The sequence below is a fragment of the Ureibacillus thermophilus genome (assembly GCF_004331915.1).
In the GTDB taxonomy this organism is placed as follows: Bacteria; Bacillota; Bacilli; order Bacillales_A; family Planococcaceae; genus Ureibacillus; species Ureibacillus thermophilus.
Genome location: NZ_CP036528.1, coordinates 254,198 through 273,544, shown reverse-complemented (window position 1 = coordinate 273,544; position 19,347 = coordinate 254,198). Strand labels below are relative to the sequence as shown.

Sequence of the window (19,347 nt, the reverse complement as noted above, 5' to 3'; positions counted from 1 at the left end):
AGGGAATTGGACCATGCAAATTTTTGCCCATCGAGGTTATTCATCAAAGTATCCGGAAAATACACTCGCGGCCTTTGAAGCGGCAGCAAAGTTGGACATAACAGGAGTAGAATTAGATGTGCATTTAACGAAAGACCGGCAAGTGGTAGTCATTCATGATGAAAAAATCAACCGCACGTCCAATGGAAAAGGCTTCGTGAAAGATATGACGCTGAAAGAATTGCGCCAATTCGATTTTGGTTCTTGGTTTAACAAGAAATTCCGCGGCGAAAAAATTCCGACTTTGGCGGAGGTGCTGGACCTTTTAAAAAATACCAGCCACAAAATTAATATTGAATTAAAGTCAGATAAAATCATTTATCCGGGGCTTGAGGAATTGGTGCTGAGAGAAGCGGAAAATTTCCGCTTAAAGGATCGGGTAATTATATCATCTTTTGACCATGAAGCGGTGAAGCGGATGGTTGAGTTGGCTCCGGACATCGAAAGTGCTCCATTATTTTCCTATAGTATTTTAAATATGAAAGGGTACCGCACTTTAGTTCCTGCAAAAGCTTTTCATGTGGCCTATCGGGCAGTGGCTCGTCGCCCGGTGCTTGAAGCAATCAAAGCGGGCATTCCTGTGCGTGTCTATACTATCAATAATAAAGAGCAAGTGGACATATTGCGTCATTTAGGCGTTGAAGGAATTATCACCGATTGTCCGGAAGAAATGAATGAGATGTTAAAGCTGTCTAATTGAAATAGAATGCAATCCTCTTTGATCAGATTCAAAGGGGGCGTCTGAAAAGTCATTTCAAGACGCCTTCTTTGCGGCTGTCGCTAGAGTTTTGCCGCAGATAAATTGCGACGAGGAGGCGCGTTTTGTGACCACCGCAGGGAAAGTTTTTAAGAGAATATTCCTATAAGAAGTAAGGCTGTTCAGAAAGTGTTCGACTTTCTGGACAGCCCCTTCCTATAAGAAAAAAAGCGAATTAGAAAACGGATTGCTTTCTAAATTCGCATTAAAATGTTTTTCACCATTTCGCTACATGTTCTTCAATGCAGCCCAGCATTTGCTGAATTTCAAGGACGCTGCCATCTTCCAATTTAACTTTGCCGCTATAATAGCCTACAAGCTGATGCACTTCAGATTGCACGAGTTTTAAATCTGTTTTGGCCACCCTTTCGAAAAACGGGTGGAAGGTTAGCATAACGGTGTCGGAAAATTTGGTTGTTACGTACCATGGTTTTTTGAAATTGGAACGGTCATATTCAAAAATAACATCTTCATGAATTTTGGTCATTTTTCCATCAATGAAAACGGCATTCTCTGTCATTCCAGTGCCATCTGTCCATTTTCCCCCGAAATTTAATCCTACACGATGGTTGCGAATCCGTTGGGAAGCATTGGCCCAATTCCAAACGACTTCCCTTGGCCATACCCCGCGTCCAAAGTCCAGCACGCTAAAACACTCTTCCTCTTGAAATTCGTAGCGTTTATTCCCCAGTTTTACAAAACCTTTTGTTGGTAAAATATGATGCTTTGCAGTGAATTGGAAAGTCTGCCGGTTCCAAGGCACTACCACATTTAACGATTCATCGTCTGCAGGATGTATAATTTTTAAATTGACGTTCAGAGGTTCATTGTCAAAATTATCGCAGCTGACGACCATCAATGTTTGGTTTTGCAGGTGGGAGATATTGACATTGATTTCATTGCTTGTAAAACGAACAGGTTCGAGTACACGGGTTGGCATTTTGATTTTTTTAACAACGCCTAAAGGAATGGTTACGGTTTTTTCGAAAAAACGTTGGGTTTCATACTCTAAAAAGTAGACAAAGCAAGTAACAGCGTAATCCAAATGACAAATTGTAACGGAAAATAAAATATCTTCACCGTAGCAGCACCAATAATTCCATTTCTTTTTTCTCATAAAATGGCCGGACAAATTGCAATCGATAATCGGCTTTCTGGCATATCCAATCGCAGCAGGATTTAGATTCCCCTTTTTATCGCACAAAGGAGTCCATTCATAAATTTCTCTTTCAGCATGCTGCACCAATGTCAACTTCCTCTCAATTTTTCGATAATTTCATTTTAATAGATCATGGCGTTTATGAATATACTGGTAGCTACTATTGTATCAGAATATTACAATTTTTTCTGAAAAGGAACACACAATCAATCGAAAGTTCAAATTTTCTGCAAATCTTTCATAAGATGATGAAAAGGGAGGAATGGCAATAGCGATTCATTATGATCGGGAAGCTGTAGTCCAATATGCGAAGACTTGGTGGAATTCCTTTAATCCGAATTATCCGGTGTTTACAGTAGATTGTACTAATTTCGTTTCCCAGGCTTTACGGGCAGGGGGAGCGCCGATATCAGGCTATCCAAATCGAAGCCAAGGCTGGTGGATTACAGATGGCTGGAAAGCTGGGGCAAAAGATTTTTATTATCCCAGGGAGACATGGAGCTATAGTTGGGCGGTTGCCCATAGTTTGAGATGGTATTTGGAAAGCGCTAAATCAGGGCTTACGGCAAAGCGGGTTTATTCTCCTTCAGAATTGGAGCCGGGAGATGTTATTTTTTACGATTTCCAAGGAGATGGGGTGATCGACCATAGCGTAATTGTCACAAGCGTATATGACGGAGTCCCTTACGTCCACGCCCATACCGGACCAAGCGCCAATCGCCATTATGACTATTCGGATTCCTATGCATATACGCCGAATATTCAATATTATTTCTTTAAAATTAATGATATTTTCCAGTAAAATTTTCCTTTTGGAAATTTCAAAAGCCCAAGATAATGGATATTTAAATTCTATTTATTTTATGTTATGGTAATTTGGAGATAATAGTAAAATCGTCGAACTTCATTTTAAGGAGAGTTATGTTTGAATGAATGAACAAGCATTAACGGTAAGAGAAGCCATTATTGGAAGACGGTCGATCAAAAAATTCAACGGTCAGCCAGTGGATCGGGCAGATTTGCTGCAAATAATTGATGATGCAGTATGGGCACCGAACCATCAAAATCGAGAACCTTGGCGGCTGATTGTGGCATGCGGCAAAGAACTGCAGCGACTCCATGAATTGTTGCGCAATACGACAATTCCAGAATGGCGAACATTGCCGGAAGAAGAAGTCGAAAAGCGCATGCAAAAATTTACGACACCAGGAGGATATGTTTTTGTCGTTGTTCCGGAAGACCCGCGCCAAAAAGAACGTTTAGAAGATTTTGCAGCAGCTTGTGCGTTGATTCAAAATATGATGCTGCTTGCGTGGGATTATGGAATTGGTTCATGCTGGAAAACACCAGAATTTTTAGACAATCCGACTTTCCGAGAAAAGTTGGGCGTTAAACTTGGTGAGCGCATTGTCGGCATGGTTCAATTCGGCTATTTTGATGAACTTCCAAAAGGAAAAGAGCGAAAAAAATCCGATGAAATTGTCACATTTTTTGGCTCCCATGAAGATGAAAATGAAGAATAATTCGCTTAACCTGCGCCTCCGAATGATTCTGTAAGTCAAAGTTCGGAGGTGCAATTTTTATCATCCAAATGAAGGTGATGCTATTGATTCCAATTATTGAAAAAGGATTGCAGCAGATTTCGCCTGGGGAAAAAATAGTGAAAATTCATTCAGTTTCTGGCGGGGATATCAATCAAGCCTTTTATGTGAAGACCAATGAACAAGAGTATTTTGTTAAGCTGAACCGTCAAATGTGCCTCGGCTTTTTTCAGTTTGAAGAACGAGGGCTTAAAATGATTCAAGCAACCAATACGATTGATGTGCCAAATGTGATAGGATGCTTGGAAGTGGACGGAATTCCAATGCTTTGGTTGGAATGGATTGAAGGGAAGCGGACTCATAAGACAGACGAATTATTAGGTGAACGTCTTGCCGCTATGCATCTAGCCGAAGCAAAAGGATATGGATTCGAAGGAGAAAGTTATATCGGAAGGCTGCCACAACAAAACCGTTTAATGGAAGATTGGGTGGATTATTACCGCGATGTGCGTTTAGGCGGCCAATGGAAGCGAGGCAAAGCTTCCGGCGCCATTGGTCAAGCCCGTGAGAAAAGGCTCGTGAAATTGATGGAAAGGCTGGATGAATGGATACCAAGAAATCCAAAGTCTTGTTTATTGCACGGAGATTTATGGGGCGGAAATTGGATGGTAGGTCCTGGAGGGGTTCCATATTTAATCGATCCAGCTGTACTTTTTGGCGATCATGAAATGGAACTAGCCTTTACGGAACTGTTTGGCGGCTTTTCTCGCAATTTTTATGAAGCCTATCAGTCGGTTTTCCCGCTTTCGCCGGAATACGAAGAGCGAAAAGAGTTGTATCAGCTTTATTATTTATTAGTGCATTTAAATTTGTTTGGGGAATCATATGGCCCATCGGTGGACCGGATATTAAGAAAATATGTAGGATAAAAAGCAACTGCACCTTGCTTGAAAAAGGGTGCAGTTGTTATTTGTGCGCCCGGCATGTACATGAACTATAGGGTGTAAGTCCCGAACCCCGAAGACAGAAGTAGAGGTTAGCCAAGAGCAAGGGTGTCCGTGGTGACATTTTTTATTGAAAAAATGAAAAACAGCCCATGAAATTTCATTCCAAAATTTCATGGGCTGTTTCCATTTTAGAGGGGGTTTTGTCCCAGCCTCTTTTTTAGATTTGTCCAAACCTCTTTTATTTGTTTAAGGGGGTTTTTGTTTGTCTTGAGGGGATGCTGCTTTATTTTGTGTTTGATACATTAATTTAGTGCGAATGCTTCTTCAATTGGTGTGGATACTACCTCGATTGGTGCGTTTGCTACTCCATTTGGTGCGTTTGCTCCTTCAATTCGTGCGGATACTACCCCAATTGGAGCTTTACATAGCATATTTTTCTATAGATTAAAATAGTGTATAAAGAGTGGGACGAGGTATTGCAACCCAAAACGCCGATAGAACGTTTTTAAGGTGATAGACATTTGGAAAGGTATCGTGTATTGTAAATTGAGTGAAAAAAGTGTAAGGGGATAAATGGTTTATGGAATTTATTGAATTGTTAAAAGCAATCATCCTTGGCTTTGTGGAGGGGATGACGGAATTTGCTCCTGTTTCCTCTACGGGCCATATGATTATCGTGGATGACTTATGGCTAAAGACGACGGAATTTTTAGGACAGGGCTCTGCCAATACATTTAAAATCGTTATTCAGCTCGGTTCGATTTTGGCGGTCGTTGTCGTTATGTGGAAACGGATGTTGAGCCTTGTCGGATTATACAAAATCGACGGACAAGAATATTCAAAGCGTTTTAATTTACTGCATGTCATTGTAGGGATTATTCCGGCTGGTGTGGTCGGTGTGTTGTTTGAGGATTTTATTGATGAACATTTATTCACAACAGAAACGGTGATTATAGGGTTAGTTATCGGAGCCCTTTGGATGATGATGGCCGATAAAATGGGTCCAAAGCGCCCAACGGTTACTTCTTTAGACAAATTAACTTATAGTAAAGCTTTTAAAATCGGTCTAGTACAATGTCTTTCCTTATGGCCAGGGTTTTCCCGTTCCGGTGCGACGATTGCTGGAGGGGTAATGATGGGGCTAGATCATAAAACAGCCTCTGATTTTACGTTTATCATGGCTGTTCCAATTATGGCAGGGGCAAGCGGATTGTCTTTAGTGAAAAACTGGGATCAAATCAATCCTGACCATTTTTGGTTTTACGTGGCTGGATTTATCAGCGCCTTTGTCTTTGCCTTAATTGCCATTAAATTCTTCTTAAAATTAATTTCCCGCATCAAATTAGTGCCGTTTGCGATTTATCGTTTAGTGCTAGCAGCCGTTTTAATCATTGTGTTATTTATCATGTAATAAAAAATCCTTTCTCGAAAACGGGAAAGGATTTTTTTGCTTATTAATCATTAAATAAATTAAATAAACCACCGATGCCGCCTTCACCTACATCTTTGCCTCCGCCGCCTTGGGAAACAGGAGCAGCTGCGAATACGCGGCTAGCAAGTCTTGAGAATGGCAATGATTGAATCCATACCGTACCAGGACCGCGCAATGTAGCAAAGAAAATTCCTTCGCCGCCAAAGAGCGCAGTTTTAATGCCGCCGACTGTTTCAATGCTGTAATCTACTTGGGAAGTCATAGCAACAAAGCATCCCGTATCTATTCGAATTATTTCACCTGGCTGCAAATCGATTTTATGAATGGCGCCTCCTGCATGAATAAATGCCATGCCGTCGCCTTCAAGTTTTTGCATGATAAATCCTTCTCCGCCGAAGAATCCAGCAGAAATTTTCCGTTGAAATTCAATGCCAACAGAAACTCCTTTTGCTGCAGCTAAAAAGGCATCCTTTTGACAGATTACTTTCCCGTTTAATTGGCTTAAATCCATTGGAATGATTTTTCCTGGATATGGGGCGGCGAAATAAACGCGTTTTTTGCCCATGCCCACATTAGTGAATGTTGTCATAAATAAACTTTCGCCCGTTAGAAGACGTTTTCCGGCCCCCATTAATTTTCCCATCAGGCCTCCGCTGCTTTTAGAAGACCCATCGCCAAAAATCGTTTCCATCTTAATGCCGTCATCCATCATCATCAAGTTTCCTGCTTCTGCGATGACCGTTTCATTCGGATCCAGTTCAACTTCAACATATTGCATATCATCGCCATACACTTTGTAGTCAATTTCATGATTACGCATGTCATTACCTCCTTTTGCATTTACTTAATATATACGCTATTTGAATACGTATTCCCTTGTTAAAAAGTTTCAATAAACAATGAATACCCAAGAATTATCGAGAAAAAAGGGAATTGTCGAGAAAATGTTGAATAAATAATATAAAATTGAAAATGAGGAGGGTGTTATGAATTTAAAAAACTATATCAATGGTCGATGGATGGATCGGGATTTAGAAACGGCTGCAGTAATTAATCCAGCAACTGGGGAAGAATTGGCAAAAGTTCCTCTTTCAACAAAACAAGAAGTGGATGAAGCGGTGCGTTCAGCAAAACAGGCGCAAAAAACATGGGCACTCATTCCAGCTCCAAAACGGGCTGAATATTTATATGAAATAGGTTATAGATTGAAAGAAAAGAAAGATGCTCTGGCGGAGATTCTTACAAAAGAAATGGGCAAAGTGCTTGAAGAAGCCCGAGGTGAAGTGCAGGAAGGCATCGACATGGCCTTTTATATGGCAGGGGAAGGCAGGCGTTTATTTGGGGAGACAACTCCTTCTGAATTGCCAAATAAATTTGCTATGAGCGTAAGAAGCCCTGTTGGTGTTGTCGGGATTATCACACCCTGGAATTTTCCGCTCGCCATAGCAACGTGGAAATCTTTTCCTGCTATTGTTGCCGGAAATGCGGTCGTATGGAAACCTTCCGTTGAAACTCCGCTAATGGCAAACGAGTTAGGAAAAATTATAGAAGAAGTCGGTTTGCCAGAAGGGGTATTCAACATAGTGTTTGGTGCAGGTTCAACAGTTGGTACGGCGCTTATTGAACACCCTGATGTAAAAGTAATTTCTTTCACAGGTTCCAATGAGACAGGACGCAAAGTGGCGGAACTGGGCGGCCGTCATTTAAAAAAGGTCTCTCTTGAGATGGGAGGAAAAAATGCCGTCATCGTCATGGATGATGCAGATTTAAATTTGGCAGTGGAAGGAATTATTTGGAGCGCCTTTGGAACAGCAGGGCAAAGATGTACTGCTTGCAGCCGGGTAATTGTGCATAAAGATGTGAAAAATGAATTGGAAGAGAAGCTCGTAGCTAAAACTCGAAAGTTAACGATTGGCAACGGACTCGATCCAAATGTGAAAGTGGGGCCTGTGATTAACAAAGCGGCATTAGAAAAAATTCATCATTATGTACAGATTGGCAAAAAGGAAGGAGCGAGGCTGCTCATTGGCGGGGAAACTTTGACAGCGTCGCCCTATAATCAAGGATATTACTTTGAACCAACAATTTTTACAGATGTGAAGCCCGATATGACCATTGCCCAGGAGGAGATTTTTGGACCGGTGCTCAGCATCATCGAAGTCAGCAGCTTGGAAGAAGCCATTGAAGTGAATAATAGTGTGAAGTTTGGTTTATCCAGTTCCATTTATTCACAAGATGTAAATAAAATTTTCCAAGCCCAGCGAGATTTAGATACGGGGATTGTATATGTCAATGCTGGAACAATCGGTGCAGAAATCCATTTGCCATTTGGTGGAACAAAGGGGACTGGTAATGGTCACCGCGATTCCGGCCAAGCCGCATTAGATGTCTTTACCGAATGGAAAAGCATTTATGTGGATTACAGCGGCAAGTTGCAACGGGCTCAAATTGATACAGAAAAATAAAAAGAAAAGGGGATGTGTGGAATGAAGGTAGTAGTATTAGGTGCAGGATTAATGGGGAGAGAAGTAGCGCGAGATTTAAATGCAAGCGAAAAAGTGGAAAAAGTATATTTGGCAGATTTAGATCTTGCGGTAGTGAATGAATTTATTCAATCAGCAAATTTACAAAAAACAGAAGCCGTTCAATTGAATGCAGAAAATGAAGAGGAATTGCGCGAAGTAATTGCTAAAGGGGATGTATGCGTAAATGCGCTCTTTTATGCATTTAATGAACGAGTAGCGAAAGCGGCCATTGATGTAGGAGTTCATAGCGTTGATTTAGGCGGACATATTGGAGATATTACGGAAAACGTCTTAAAATTGGATGAACAAGCAAAAGCAAAAAATGTAACGATTATTCCGGATTTAGGTTTAGCACCGGGAATGATTAATATTTTAGTAGGATATGGTGCATCGAAGTTGGATAAGGTAAAGTCCATCCAGCTGTTTGTGGGCGGAATTCCAGTAAAACCGGAACCTCCTTTAAATTATACAAGGGTGTTTTCTTTAGAAGGGGTAATTGATCATTATACGGAGCCTGCAAAAATTATCCGTGACGGCAAACTGGTGGAAGTAGAGTCGCTTACAGGAATAGAGCCAATTTACTTTAACGAATTCGGCACATTGGAAGCATTCTATACATCTGGAGGAACTTCTACCCTATATAAAACTTTTCCGAATGTAAAAACACTGGAATATAAAACAGTCCGTTATAAAGGCCATGCAGAAAAATTCCAGCTTATGAAGGAACTAGGCTTCTTTGACCGAGATAATTTTGTAGAGGTAAACGGCGTTCAAGTAAAAGTGCGGGATGTTGTTCGAGAAGCGTTGAAGAAAAAATTATATTTAGGAAAAAAACAAGATGCCGTTGTGCTTCGAGCTATCATCGTCGGCGAAAAATCTGGCGAACAAGTGACTTATGAATATGAAATGATTTTAAAACGGGATGAAGATTCAGATGTAACAGCCATGGGTACAGTTACAGCAGGTACCATTGCCTCTGTTGCCATTATGATCGGGGAAGGAACGATTTCAAAACGGGGTGTATTCCCGCCAGAAACGATTGTTCCTGGAAAAGAATATATTGAAAAAATGAATAAACGCGGTGTAATAATTAAAGAAATTTCCCATCGTTCATCCATTGTGAAATGGTAGGAGGGAGATGCCAAAAAAAGGGGGCGTCTGAAAAGTCATTTCAAGACGCCCCCTTTGCGGCTTTAGCTAGAGTTTTTGCCGCAGATAAATTGCGACGAGGAGGCGCGTTTTGTAACCACCGCAGGGAAAGTTTTTAAGAGAATATTCCTATAAGAAGTAAGGCTGTTTCCGAAAGTGTTCTACTTTCTGGACAGCCCCGAAAATTTTTATACTAATTTGTTTCTGTCAATAATTCGCTTACGGTTACACATTCGTAGCCTTGCTCTTGCAAATAGGCCAATACACTATCAAGTCCATCTGCTGTGGACTGGTGAATATCGTGCATTAAGATAATGGCCCCATCATGTAAATTGGCTTGCACGAAAGGCAATATCTTGTTTGAATCACGGTATTTCCAGTCGTACGTATCAATCGTCCATAAAACTACTGGAATATCCACAAGGCTTTTAACGGTTTGATTGGAAGCACCATAAGGCGGTCTAAACACAGTCGGGTATTCTCCTGTTACATCATAAATAATTTGACTTGTGTGATCTACTTGCCAAATAACTTGTGAAGTTGATTGTTTTGTTAAGACAGGATGGTTGTATGTATGGTTGCCAATTTCATGGCCGCGATTTAACACTTCATTTGCAATGTTTTTATTTTTTTCTACTTGTTTTCCAAGCATGAAGAATGTAGCCTTTGCACCGTACTTATCTAAAGTATCTAATATTTGCATTGTCACTTTAGAATGAGGACCATCATCAAAAGTCAAAGCGACTTTCTTTTTCGGTGAAAGAATGGTTACGGCGCTTGTTTCATTGCTTTGGAAATCGGATGCAAGAATCGGATTCAAGAAAGAAATAGGAACACTGATTTTTGCAGCACCAGCATCTTCTAGAGCAAGTTCTCCTTGGTTAAAATAAAATATAATCGAGTCATTTGCCGCTGCAAAACGATTGAAATGCTCCCAGTTTGGAGATAGAACTTCATCTAGTTTTTCATTAATTACCTGATTTCCATAAACTTTCTTAAGTTCGGAACTTAAATAGCGGGCAAGCAAGTTCAAATGTCCGATATTATGGCTGAATAAAGTATTTGATTCAATAATTTCTCCATTATCTTTATTGAAGACGATGGTTTTAAATGTTTCTTTATAGGAAACTTTATTATATGATAATTGTTTCTTTAACACGACGGAATAATATTTATCTTTAAACTCATAGATTTCCGTTGTAATGGTTAAATCGCCAATGGATTTGATTTTGCTCTCTTTAATTTTTTGATTTAAGGTTTTTGTGTAAACTTGTTTTGCGTCTTTTATGTATTGGTTGATTTGATCATTCACTTGATCAAAAGAAGTTTTTGGATATTCTAAAGAATATGGTATGAAATGGTTAACGGATGATTCCGAAATGATTCGAATTTTAGGGAATTGTGACTCTTTTTCTTCAATAAGAGAGGAAATATCTGATGGATATTCCGTTGTTGTTGCAGAAACGGTTGGTTTCTGAAATTTAAACTGGTCGGTAATCGAAATAGTAATAATAATTGTCGTTAAAGTGATGATGGAACCAATCAAGAAAAAGTCAATCCATGCACCACGTCTTGACTTGCGGCGGCGTTTCATCTTTGGTAGCTCTCCTCTCAGTAGACATCCTAAAATGATGAAATATAATAAGAAACTTGAGATTTGCCTTTCGGTTCGTTATGATGGCAAGGAAGAAAGGGAGAATTTAAACAATGGGTTATGAAAAGAACGAAAAGAACGATGACTTGGCGCTAGATTGTTTATTACTCGCAGGACAAATTATGATGGAAAGCGGTGCTGAAACTTATAGAGTTGAGGATACAATGCTCAGAATGGCTCGCTCCCAAAACTTAGATGCCCAAAGTTATGTAACGCCAACGGGGATCATTCTTTCCCTTGGTGAACAACAAAAAACGAAAATTATATCGATTTCAAACCGCATTACCGATTTGCATAAAATTGCGAAAGTTAATAATGTTTCTAGAAAACTTACACTTAAAATAATAACATTAGAAGAGGCCTATGACGAGTTAAGTTTGATTCAAAAAACGAATTATTTTTTACCAATTTGGTTGCAGATTCTTATGTCTGCAGTTTCTAGTGCATGCTTCATGATTCTGTTTAGAGGGGCATGGTTTGATATGCCTGCTGCCTTTTTGGCCGGTGGAGCAGGGTACCTAGCATTGCTATTAATTCAGCACTTATCCAAAGTAAAATTTTTCTCGGAATTCTTTGCTTCCTTTGTGGCCGCACTTGTAGCGTATGTGGCAGTTCGATTTGGATATGGGAACGAGCTCGATAAAATTATTATCAGTGGAGTGATGCCGCTTGTACCGGGGATTTTAATTACAAATGCAGTTCGGGATTTAATGGCAGGGCATTTAACGGCAGGCATTGCGAAAGGTACGGAAGCGTTTTTAACAGCTTTTGCCATTGGTTCAGGAGTAGCGGTGGTCGTGGCATTTCATTGAGGAGTAATAGGATATGGAATATTTGATTCAACTTTTTTTCAGTTTTCTTGCAACTGCAAGTCTTTGCGTTATTTTCAATGCACCGGTGAAAGCTATTCCTTATTGCGGCTTAGTCGGTGCGGTTGGATGGATGATTTATTATATTGCTTTAGAATCCCAATTAACGGAAGTCATCGCTTCCTTTTTAGGGGCTTTTGTGGTGGCTGTTTGTGCTCAAATGTATGCCAGAAGACTAAAGACGCCGATGATTGTATTTATCGTTTCAGGGATTATCCCGCTTGTGCCTGGAGGTCTGGCGTACAATACGATGCGTTATTTTGTCGAGCAAAATTATATGCTAGGGCTTGAGACAGGCATTCGGGCGTTTTTAATTTCAGGAGCTATTGCCATGGGAATTGTGTTTTCTGAAGTGATTTTTCAATTGTCCTTAAAATTTATGAAGAAAAGTCTTACTTCCATGCAATCGTTTATAAGAAATAAAAGACGGCAATAAAACATTAGAAAAAGGCTACTCAAGGGGTTTTAGAGTAGCCTTTTTTCGTTAGTTGGTTAAAAGTTTCGATATTTTATCTGCTGTGACCGGTTTGCTGATTAAGTAACCTTGAATCGCGTCGCAATTATATTGCTCTAATAATTGTTTTTGTTCTTCCGTTTCAACCCCTTCTGCAAGCACCGTCAAGTTCATGGATTTTCCAAAATGGACAATGCCGTTGATTAAACGCTGCGTTTTTTCTGATTTTGTAAGGGATTGAATATACATTTGATCAATTTTTAGAATTTGAATTGGCAAGAGTTGCATGTATCGGAAGGAGGCATATCCTGTTCCGAAGTCGTCTAGTACAAAGGTGATGCCTTGCTCTTCCAATGTACGCATTTGTTGAATGATGGATGTTTCCGCTTCTGCCTCTAACGCGAATTTCTCAGTAATTTCCAATTGAATAAGATGAGCTGGGCAGCCGGTTTTCACCAATGTATCTAAGATGAATTTCGCCATGTTTTTATCTCTAAATTCCCGTACGGACATATTAATGCCCACTTTTAATTCAAGGCCTTGACGAAGCCATTCAGCTGCCTGTTTGCAAGCTTCTTCAATCATAAAAGACCCGATATTGTTGATTAACCCTGATTCTTCTGCTATTGGAATTAATTCGTCCGGGTTCACAACGCCGATTTCCTCATCTTCCCATCTGACGAAAGCTTCAACTGCATAAATTTTTCCGGTTTTTAAATCAACTTGCGGTTGATACAATACTTTTAAATTCCGTTGGTCTAGGGCAAGAAGCAAACGTTTTTCGATCATGGATTTGCGGTTTAATTTTTTATGCGTAGATTCAGAAAGAGATAAAATATTATCTCCGCCTGCTTGGCGAACTTCAGATATGATTAAAAGGGAAGCGTTCATTAATTGGGTAAAGTTAGATTGATCTTGCGGTGAACGGGTGATTCCGCCGCTTACGGTAATTGGCATTGCACGGTGTCCAATATAAATCGGGTTTTGTTTTAAATATGATAAAAATTCTTGAATAAACCACTCTCCAAGAGGTGTAATCACCACAAAATCACTTTCATTTACACGGGCAAGTACGCTATCTTGGAAATATATTTTTAAGCGTTTTGTAAATTCTAAGATGAAGTTATTTTCCACTTCCATATTATGCAGTTCTTTGAGTGTGTAGAATTTGTCAATGCTTAAGTAAACAAAATAAAAATTTTGTTTTTCTTCAATCATTTCTTTTACAATGCTTTCTAAACGGTGTACATTCATTAAACCTGTTTCGGCATCAATGTATGCGATTTTTTCCAGCTTTTGTTGCATTTCTTTTTCATTTGTAATATCTTGCTCAATTAAAAAGTAATGAAAATCATCTTCATTTGGGGATGAAGTAGGAATGGCTGTTAAATGAACCCAATAGGTTTCGCCGGTTTTTTTCTTTTTTTGCACATCCCCTTTCCATATTTTACCTTTTGAAATAGTGTTCCAAATTGTATCAGCAATTTGCTGGCTTTCTTCATCTTCAGGAAAAAGTTGCCAAAAGCTTTTTCTTAATACCCGTTTTGGCGTCCATTTGCTTGTTTTTAAAAACAATGGATTGCAGCTAATAATGAATCCTTCATGGTCTAAAGTTACGGTCATAAAGGTTGAAAGCAGACCATTTTTCAAATCTAGCAATTCCTGTTCCGTTTCGCCAATAGTAAAAAAATCTTCCTGTGGCAAGCAATAAAAAATAATTGAATGCTCATTATTGATTAAACATGGAATAATAATGAAGTTCGCTTTGCTGAGCGTTTCATTTTTGTGAATTAATTGTATATTATTGATTCGAATGTATTCCTGAGCATTCAATATGCGTTGCCACTCATTTTCAGTTAAAGTAGAAAATAATTGATCCTTTAAGGAATCGGTGCTCTGAAAGTCTTGTTTTGTATATCCAAAATATTGTTCGCATGCTGGGTTCCAAATTATTACTTGTCCATTTTGATTTAATGCAAAGGTAGGGAAAGGAGTTTTTATCAGCATATTTTCTTCACAGCTTTGTGTTAGGTTAACATTCATTACAATTCCTGCTCCTTGCATATCGTTATTTTATACCATTAAATTATTATAAATAATTTTAAGGAAATCGTCACTATAGTAAGTCAATCATTTTTATAAAAAAATCATTAATATTACTTTAGTATCATATTGGTGTTAAAATGTAGTATTTTAAACCTTGGAATTATTGAAAAGGAAGTAAAAAGATGAAACATTTCAAAGGAATCATATTGATTGTCACCGGTGCCATGCTTTGGGGAACAACAGGGCCATTAACAGAGTGGGTGTTGAAACATTCAGGCATGACGGTGAATTTTTTACTGACCGTTCGTTTGCTTGTTGCAGGAATCGCCATTTTAGGATTTTTGCAGCTGACAAAGAAACCGGTTTTGGAAGTGTGGAAATCGAAATGTTGGGGTAGGCAATTATTGATATACAGTATTGCTGGAATGCTTGGGCTTCAGTATTCGTTTACCAGAACGATTCAAGAGAGCAATGCGGTCTTTGCCACACTGCTCCAGTTTTTAGGACCAATTTTCATTGTTGCGTATACTTCTATTAAAGTACGAATGTGGCCGCCAAAGTATCAAGTCATCGGGATTATTGGAACACTGGTCGGGTTATTTTTCTTATTAACGAATGTTCAGTTTGATGAGCTGCTAGTCAGTAAAGAGGCGTTATTTTGGGGGCTGATTTTAGGATTTACTTTTGCCATTTATACTTTATATCCTGTTCATTTGATGAGTGAATGGGGAGTTTTGCTTATCGTGGGATGGGGTATGTTGATTGGCGGTATCGTTTTAGGAATGGGAACGTTTATCTGGCAAAGCGATGAATGGATATTGCTTGCAGATATGAAGATTTTTCTGATCATGGCATCAATTGTTTTCTTTAGTACGATTGCATTTGTTTTGTTTTTGAGCAGCATGAAATACATCCGTCCTGTGTTGACAAGTATTTTATCAACAATGGAGCCATTGACGGCTATGGTCATTTCTGTCGTTGCCTTTTCAACCTCTTTTGGTTTTTGGCAAGTCATTGGAATTTTTCTTATGTTAACATGCGTCACATGGATTTCTGTGGCCAGCGAGAAAGCAGAAAAATACGATCAAACAGATTCGTAGAGTCTCTCAGATTGGGGTGGGTTTGTGAAAGTCGTGTTAAGTTATGTAAAGCCATATAAATGGTATGCCATATGCGCACTTGTCCTTATGTTGGTGGAACTGGCTGCTGAATTGGTACAGCCGTTAATCATTTCAAAGATTATTGACGATGGAATTATATTAAAAGATTTGCATGTTATTTCTTTATGGGGAGGCCTATTGATCGGGATTTCGCTCATCGCCTTTGCGAGCGGGATTTTCAATACATATTATTCGGCTCATGTAGCCCAAAGTTTTGCTTTTGATTTAAGAAACGCTCTATTTAGCAAAATTCAATCCTTTTCCATGGCGATTTATCTAAAATATCCGACATCCAGTTTAATAACGAGGTTGACCAGTGATGTGCAGCAAGTTCAAAGTGTTTTATTTATGAGTTTACGCATTATGCTTCGCGCGCCGTTATCAGTTGTCTTGAGCTTAATGATGGCGTTTTTTGTTAATGCCGAGATGGCGTTGATGTTAATGATCGGAACGCCCATTTTAGCCATCTTTTTATATGTGATTGTGAAAAAAGGAAGCTTTCTTTTTAGTGAAGTGCAGCGGCGCATGGACAAGCTGAACCGGGCATTGCAGGAGAGCTTGCAGGCCATTTACTTAGTGAAGGCTTTTATGAGAAATCATTACGAAATGAAAAAATTTCATCAGGTGGCTGAAGATTTGAAAGTGGACACGATGAAAGCTTTAAGAACGATGGAACTGATGATGCCCTTAATGGCTTTCGTGCTGAATGTGAGCTTGCTTTTTGCTATTTGGTATGGGGCGAAGGAAATCAGCATGAATCGCGCACAAGTCGGGGAAATGGTGGCAGTGGTGAACTATGCCTTGCGGATTACGGGATACTTCGGCATGTTTGCCTTTATTTTAAACAGTTTTTCCCGTGCGAAAGCTTCCAGTGAGCGGATGGCGGAAATTTTAATTATGGAAGAGGGGATGGAAAAGGCGGATGGACTAAAAGAAGAAAAGGTTTCAGCCGAGATTGGTGCAATTAGTTTTAAAGAGGTATCCTTCATCTATCCAAATACTAAAAAGCCCGTTCTACAAGACATTACCTTTGACGTGAAAAAAGGTGAAAAATTGGCGATTATGGGGGCGACAGGTTCAGGAAAATCGACATTGCTCAGCCTAATTCCCCGTTTTTTTGAGCCGACGAAGGGTGAGATTTTAGTCGACGGCAAGGATATTAAAGAATGGCCGTTGAAGAAATTGCGCAGCATGATTGGCTATGTACCACAAAAATCGCTGCTCTTTACCGGAACCATTGAAGACAATGTGAAATGGGGGAAACGGGAGGCGGCGTTTGATGAAGTGGTGGCTGCCGCAAAGAGGTCGCAAATTCATGAGACCATTTCCGCTTTTCCAGAAGGATATGACACCATGGTAGGGCAGAAGGGCGTCAACTTATCTGGCGGTCAAAAGCAGCGGTTGTCCATTGCGAGAGCACTGATTCGAAAACCGCAAATTTTAATACTGGATGATAGTACAAGTGCGTTGGATGTTAAAACGGAGGCGGCGCTATGGGAAGCCCTCAAAGGTACGAAGGCGACAATGCTTGTTGTAACGCAGAAAATCCATACAGCGAAAGGGGCCGATCGCATTTTATTGTTGGATGAAGGAAAGATCAGCGCAATCGGAACCCATGAAGAATTAATGCAATCAAGCGAACTTTATCAGCAAATTGCCCACTCCCAAGAGGAACAGGTAGGTGATGAATGATGGGAACGATGAAAAAACCTTTTGGCTATGAGCCGGTTTTGACAAAGGAAGATTTAAAACAATCTCGCAAAAAGAAGGGTCCGCGTGCAAACGATTGGAAGAAAACCCTTCTTCGCATTTGGAAACTTGTAGATGAACAAAGGGGATTATTAATTGTTGTTTTCATCATGGTCATTATCAGTTCCCTTTTAGGGTTGCTGGGCCCTTATTTAATTGGCTATATGATTGATAAATTCGTCATCCCGAAAGAATTTCAAGGCATCCTTCCAGTCATTCTGCTGCTCATTGGCATTTACGCTGCCTATGCAGTGACATTGTTTATGCAAAACTATTGGATGGTTGGCATTGCCCAAAACACCGTGTACAAAATGAGAGCAGGCGCCTTCAATCATTTGCTGAAGCTTCCGGTGTCCTATTTTGCTAAAAGGCAGCATGGACAAATAATGAGCCGCATAACGAATGACATTGAAACGGTGAGCACGACATTGAACTCTTCGTTTATTCAAGTGTTTTCAAGCATCTTAACCTTTGTAGGCACCATCATTGTCATGCTTTATTTAAGTCCGATTTTGACGCTCATTACCATGATTGTTATTCCGCTGATGTTCTTTGCTATGCGATGGATTACGAAAAGAACAGGGAAACTTTTTAAAGAACAGCAAGCGGCGCTGGGCGATTTAAACGGCATGATTGAAGAGACGATTTCTGGGCAAACCATTGTGAAAGCTTTTTCTCAGGAAGAAGATGTGAAGCAGGAATTTTATGAAAAAAGCAAACGATTGAAAAATGTCGGGTTTTGGGCGCTCGTATATTCCGGCTATATTCCTAAAGTCTTTAACTTCCTGAATAATATCAGTTTTGCGATTATCGCTGGAATTGGCGGGATTTTCGCCTATCATGGATGGGTGACCATTGGAACCATTGTCATTTTTACAGAATATGCCCGTCAATTTACCCGCCCGTTAAATGAATTGGCAAACCAAATCAATACGGTATTGTCTGCCATAGCAGGGGCGGAACGGGTATTTTCCATTATGGATGAGAAAGTGGAAGATGACGGAGGGAATCTTCCCGAAAATTATCGAATTCGCGGAGAGGTAGAATTTCGACAAGTCTCTTTTCAATATGACAAATCCGACACTCTGCAAAATTTGAATTTTCATGTCACTCCAGGTCAAACGGTGGCGTTCGTTGGTCCAACCGGTGCCGGCAAAACGACAACGATGATGTTAATTGCCCGTCTTTATGATGCAACAAGCGGCGAAATATTGATTGATGGACATAATATTCGGGAATTTAAGCGTTCCACCCTTAGACGTCAAATGGCATTTGTGCTGCAAGATCCGTTTTTATTTGAAGCCACAGTCCGTGAAAACATCCGCTATGGAAGACTGGATGCAACGGATGAAGAAGTGGTGGAAGCGGCGAAAAAAGCCAATGCTCATGATTTCATTATGAAGTTGTCAAAAGGCTATGACACGGTGTTAAAAGCGGATGGTAGTGAAATTTCGCAAGGTCAAAAACAATTGTTATCGATTGCAAGAGCATTTTTAGCAAATCCTGCAATTTTGTTATTGGATGAAGCGACAAGTAGCATCGACACAGTGACGGAAAAGAAAATCCAAGAAGCCTTGGAAGAGCTGATGAAAGGACGCACAAGCTTCGTCATTGCCCATCGGTTGAACACGGTCCGTCATGCAGATATGGTGTTCGTCATGAGGGAAGGAAAAATAGCGGAGGCCGGCTCACAACAGGAGTTGATCGAAAAGAACGGGATTTATGCCAATATGCTAAAACAATCAAAGGGGGCTGTCTCTTAAATGAGGCAGCTTTCTTATTATTGGGAAAGGGTGGAAGGGGAAAACCAGTGAATCACGTAATTTATGGGAATGTGGCTATGCTTATTGCAGTGTGCGGGTGCTT

The 19,347-nt window shown here is 39.9% G+C and carries 17 protein-coding genes; 12 read left to right on the top strand and 5 right to left on the bottom strand.

From position 1 onward, the window contains the following. Nucleotides 1–13 precede the first annotated feature (13 nt). Nucleotides 14–739: a glycerophosphodiester phosphodiesterase gene (locus DKZ56_RS01235; RefSeq protein WP_208650919.1), complete on the top strand. Its 726-nt coding sequence runs from the start codon at nucleotides 14–16 to the stop codon at nucleotides 737–739. Nucleotides 740–1,013: 274 nt separating this feature from the next. Here DKZ56_RS01235 and DKZ56_RS01230 read toward each other — a convergent pair whose 3' ends face one another. Continuing rightward, entirely contained in the window at nucleotides 1,014–2,042 is a 1,029-nt protein-coding gene (locus DKZ56_RS01230; protein WP_208650918.1) for a DUF2804 domain-containing protein, read from the bottom strand. A 175-nt stretch (nucleotides 2,043–2,217) separates the two neighbouring features. On the opposite strand from DKZ56_RS01230, the gene DKZ56_RS01225 reads away from it, so the two are divergent. From DKZ56_RS01225 to DKZ56_RS01215, 3 genes are all read left to right on the top strand, one after another. Then, nucleotides 2,218–2,757, top strand: coding sequence for an amidase domain-containing protein (locus DKZ56_RS01225; protein WP_245989574.1), 540 nt, complete (start codon nucleotides 2,218–2,220; stop codon nucleotides 2,755–2,757). A 127-nt stretch (nucleotides 2,758–2,884) separates the two neighbouring features. Continuing rightward, on the top strand, nucleotides 2,885–3,478 hold the full coding sequence (locus DKZ56_RS01220) for a nitroreductase family protein (protein ID WP_208650917.1): 594 nt from the start codon (nucleotides 2,885–2,887) through the stop codon (nucleotides 3,476–3,478). A gap of 77 nt (nucleotides 3,479–3,555) precedes the next feature. Further along, entirely contained in the window at nucleotides 3,556–4,425 is an 870-nt protein-coding gene (locus tag DKZ56_RS01215) for a fructosamine kinase family protein (RefSeq protein WP_208650916.1), read from the top strand. A 320-nt stretch (nucleotides 4,426–4,745) separates the two neighbouring features. Here the strand turns inward: DKZ56_RS01215 and DKZ56_RS15665 are convergent, their stop codons facing one another. Next, nucleotides 4,746–4,874, bottom strand: a complete 129-nt coding sequence (locus DKZ56_RS15665) for a hypothetical protein (protein WP_281275672.1) — start codon at nucleotides 4,872–4,874, stop codon at nucleotides 4,746–4,748. A 149-nt stretch (nucleotides 4,875–5,023) separates the two neighbouring features. Here DKZ56_RS15665 and DKZ56_RS01210 point away from each other — a divergent pair, with 149 nt between their 5' ends. Beyond that, nucleotides 5,024–5,854, top strand: coding sequence for an undecaprenyl-diphosphate phosphatase (locus DKZ56_RS01210; RefSeq protein ID WP_208650915.1), 831 nt, complete (start codon nucleotides 5,024–5,026; stop codon nucleotides 5,852–5,854). 43 nt (nucleotides 5,855–5,897) lie between these two features. On the opposite strand, the gene DKZ56_RS01205 is transcribed toward DKZ56_RS01210, so the two are convergent. Further along, nucleotides 5,898–6,695, bottom strand: a complete 798-nt coding sequence (locus tag DKZ56_RS01205; protein WP_208650914.1) for a TIGR00266 family protein — start codon at nucleotides 6,693–6,695, stop codon at nucleotides 5,898–5,900. Nucleotides 6,696–6,861: 166 nt separating this feature from the next. Here DKZ56_RS01205 and DKZ56_RS01200 point away from each other — a divergent pair, with 166 nt between their 5' ends. Both DKZ56_RS01200 and DKZ56_RS01195 read left to right on the top strand, forming a co-directional pair. Then, the gene (locus DKZ56_RS01200; protein WP_208650913.1) at nucleotides 6,862–8,340 is read left to right on the top strand and encodes an aldehyde dehydrogenase family protein; all 1,479 of its coding nucleotides are present in this window, start codon (nucleotides 6,862–6,864) and stop codon (nucleotides 8,338–8,340) included. Between the two features lie 21 nt (nucleotides 8,341–8,361). Beyond that, the gene (locus tag DKZ56_RS01195; RefSeq protein ID WP_208650912.1) at nucleotides 8,362–9,531 is read left to right on the top strand and encodes a saccharopine dehydrogenase family protein; all 1,170 of its coding nucleotides are present in this window, start codon (nucleotides 8,362–8,364) and stop codon (nucleotides 9,529–9,531) included. Nucleotides 9,532–9,742: 211 nt separating this feature from the next. Here DKZ56_RS01195 and DKZ56_RS15300 read toward each other — a convergent pair whose 3' ends face one another. Continuing rightward, on the bottom strand, nucleotides 9,743–11,143 hold the full coding sequence (locus tag DKZ56_RS15300; protein WP_222837129.1) for a polysaccharide deacetylase family protein: 1,401 nt from the start codon (nucleotides 11,141–11,143) through the stop codon (nucleotides 9,743–9,745). 113 nt (nucleotides 11,144–11,256) lie between these two features. Here DKZ56_RS15300 and DKZ56_RS01185 point away from each other — a divergent pair, with 113 nt between their 5' ends. Both DKZ56_RS01185 and DKZ56_RS01180 read left to right on the top strand, forming a co-directional pair. Further along, the gene (locus DKZ56_RS01185; protein WP_208650911.1) at nucleotides 11,257–12,015 is read left to right on the top strand and encodes a threonine/serine exporter family protein; all 759 of its coding nucleotides are present in this window, start codon (nucleotides 11,257–11,259) and stop codon (nucleotides 12,013–12,015) included. A 13-nt stretch (nucleotides 12,016–12,028) separates the two neighbouring features. After that, the gene (locus tag DKZ56_RS01180) at nucleotides 12,029–12,508 is read left to right on the top strand and encodes a threonine/serine exporter family protein (RefSeq protein WP_208650910.1); all 480 of its coding nucleotides are present in this window, start codon (nucleotides 12,029–12,031) and stop codon (nucleotides 12,506–12,508) included. A 48-nt stretch (nucleotides 12,509–12,556) separates the two neighbouring features. Here the strand turns inward: DKZ56_RS01180 and DKZ56_RS01175 are convergent, their stop codons facing one another. Continuing rightward, nucleotides 12,557–14,569 carry a bifunctional diguanylate cyclase/phosphodiesterase gene (locus tag DKZ56_RS01175; RefSeq protein WP_208650909.1) on the bottom strand — a complete coding sequence of 671 codons (2,013 nt, stop codon included), beginning with the start codon at nucleotides 14,567–14,569 and terminating at the stop codon, nucleotides 12,557–12,559. A gap of 185 nt (nucleotides 14,570–14,754) precedes the next feature. On the opposite strand from DKZ56_RS01175, the gene DKZ56_RS01170 reads away from it, so the two are divergent. The 3 genes from DKZ56_RS01170 to DKZ56_RS01160 are packed head-to-tail and all read left to right on the top strand — an operon-like array spanning nucleotide 14,755 to nucleotide 19,244. After that, nucleotides 14,755–15,672 (top strand): DMT family transporter, encoded by a 918-nt coding sequence (locus tag DKZ56_RS01170; protein WP_208650908.1) that lies wholly within the window; start codon nucleotides 14,755–14,757, stop codon nucleotides 15,670–15,672. 24 nt (nucleotides 15,673–15,696) lie between these two features. Next, on the top strand, nucleotides 15,697–17,424 hold the full coding sequence (locus tag DKZ56_RS01165) for an ABC transporter ATP-binding protein (protein ID WP_208650907.1): 1,728 nt from the start codon (nucleotides 15,697–15,699) through the stop codon (nucleotides 17,422–17,424). Then, complete coding sequence (locus DKZ56_RS01160) at nucleotides 17,424–19,244, top strand: ABC transporter ATP-binding protein (RefSeq protein WP_208650906.1); 1,821 nt, start codon at nucleotides 17,424–17,426, stop codon at nucleotides 19,242–19,244. Before DKZ56_RS01165 ends, DKZ56_RS01160 begins: the two co-directional genes overlap by 1 nt. Nucleotides 19,245–19,347: the final 103 nt, after the last annotated feature.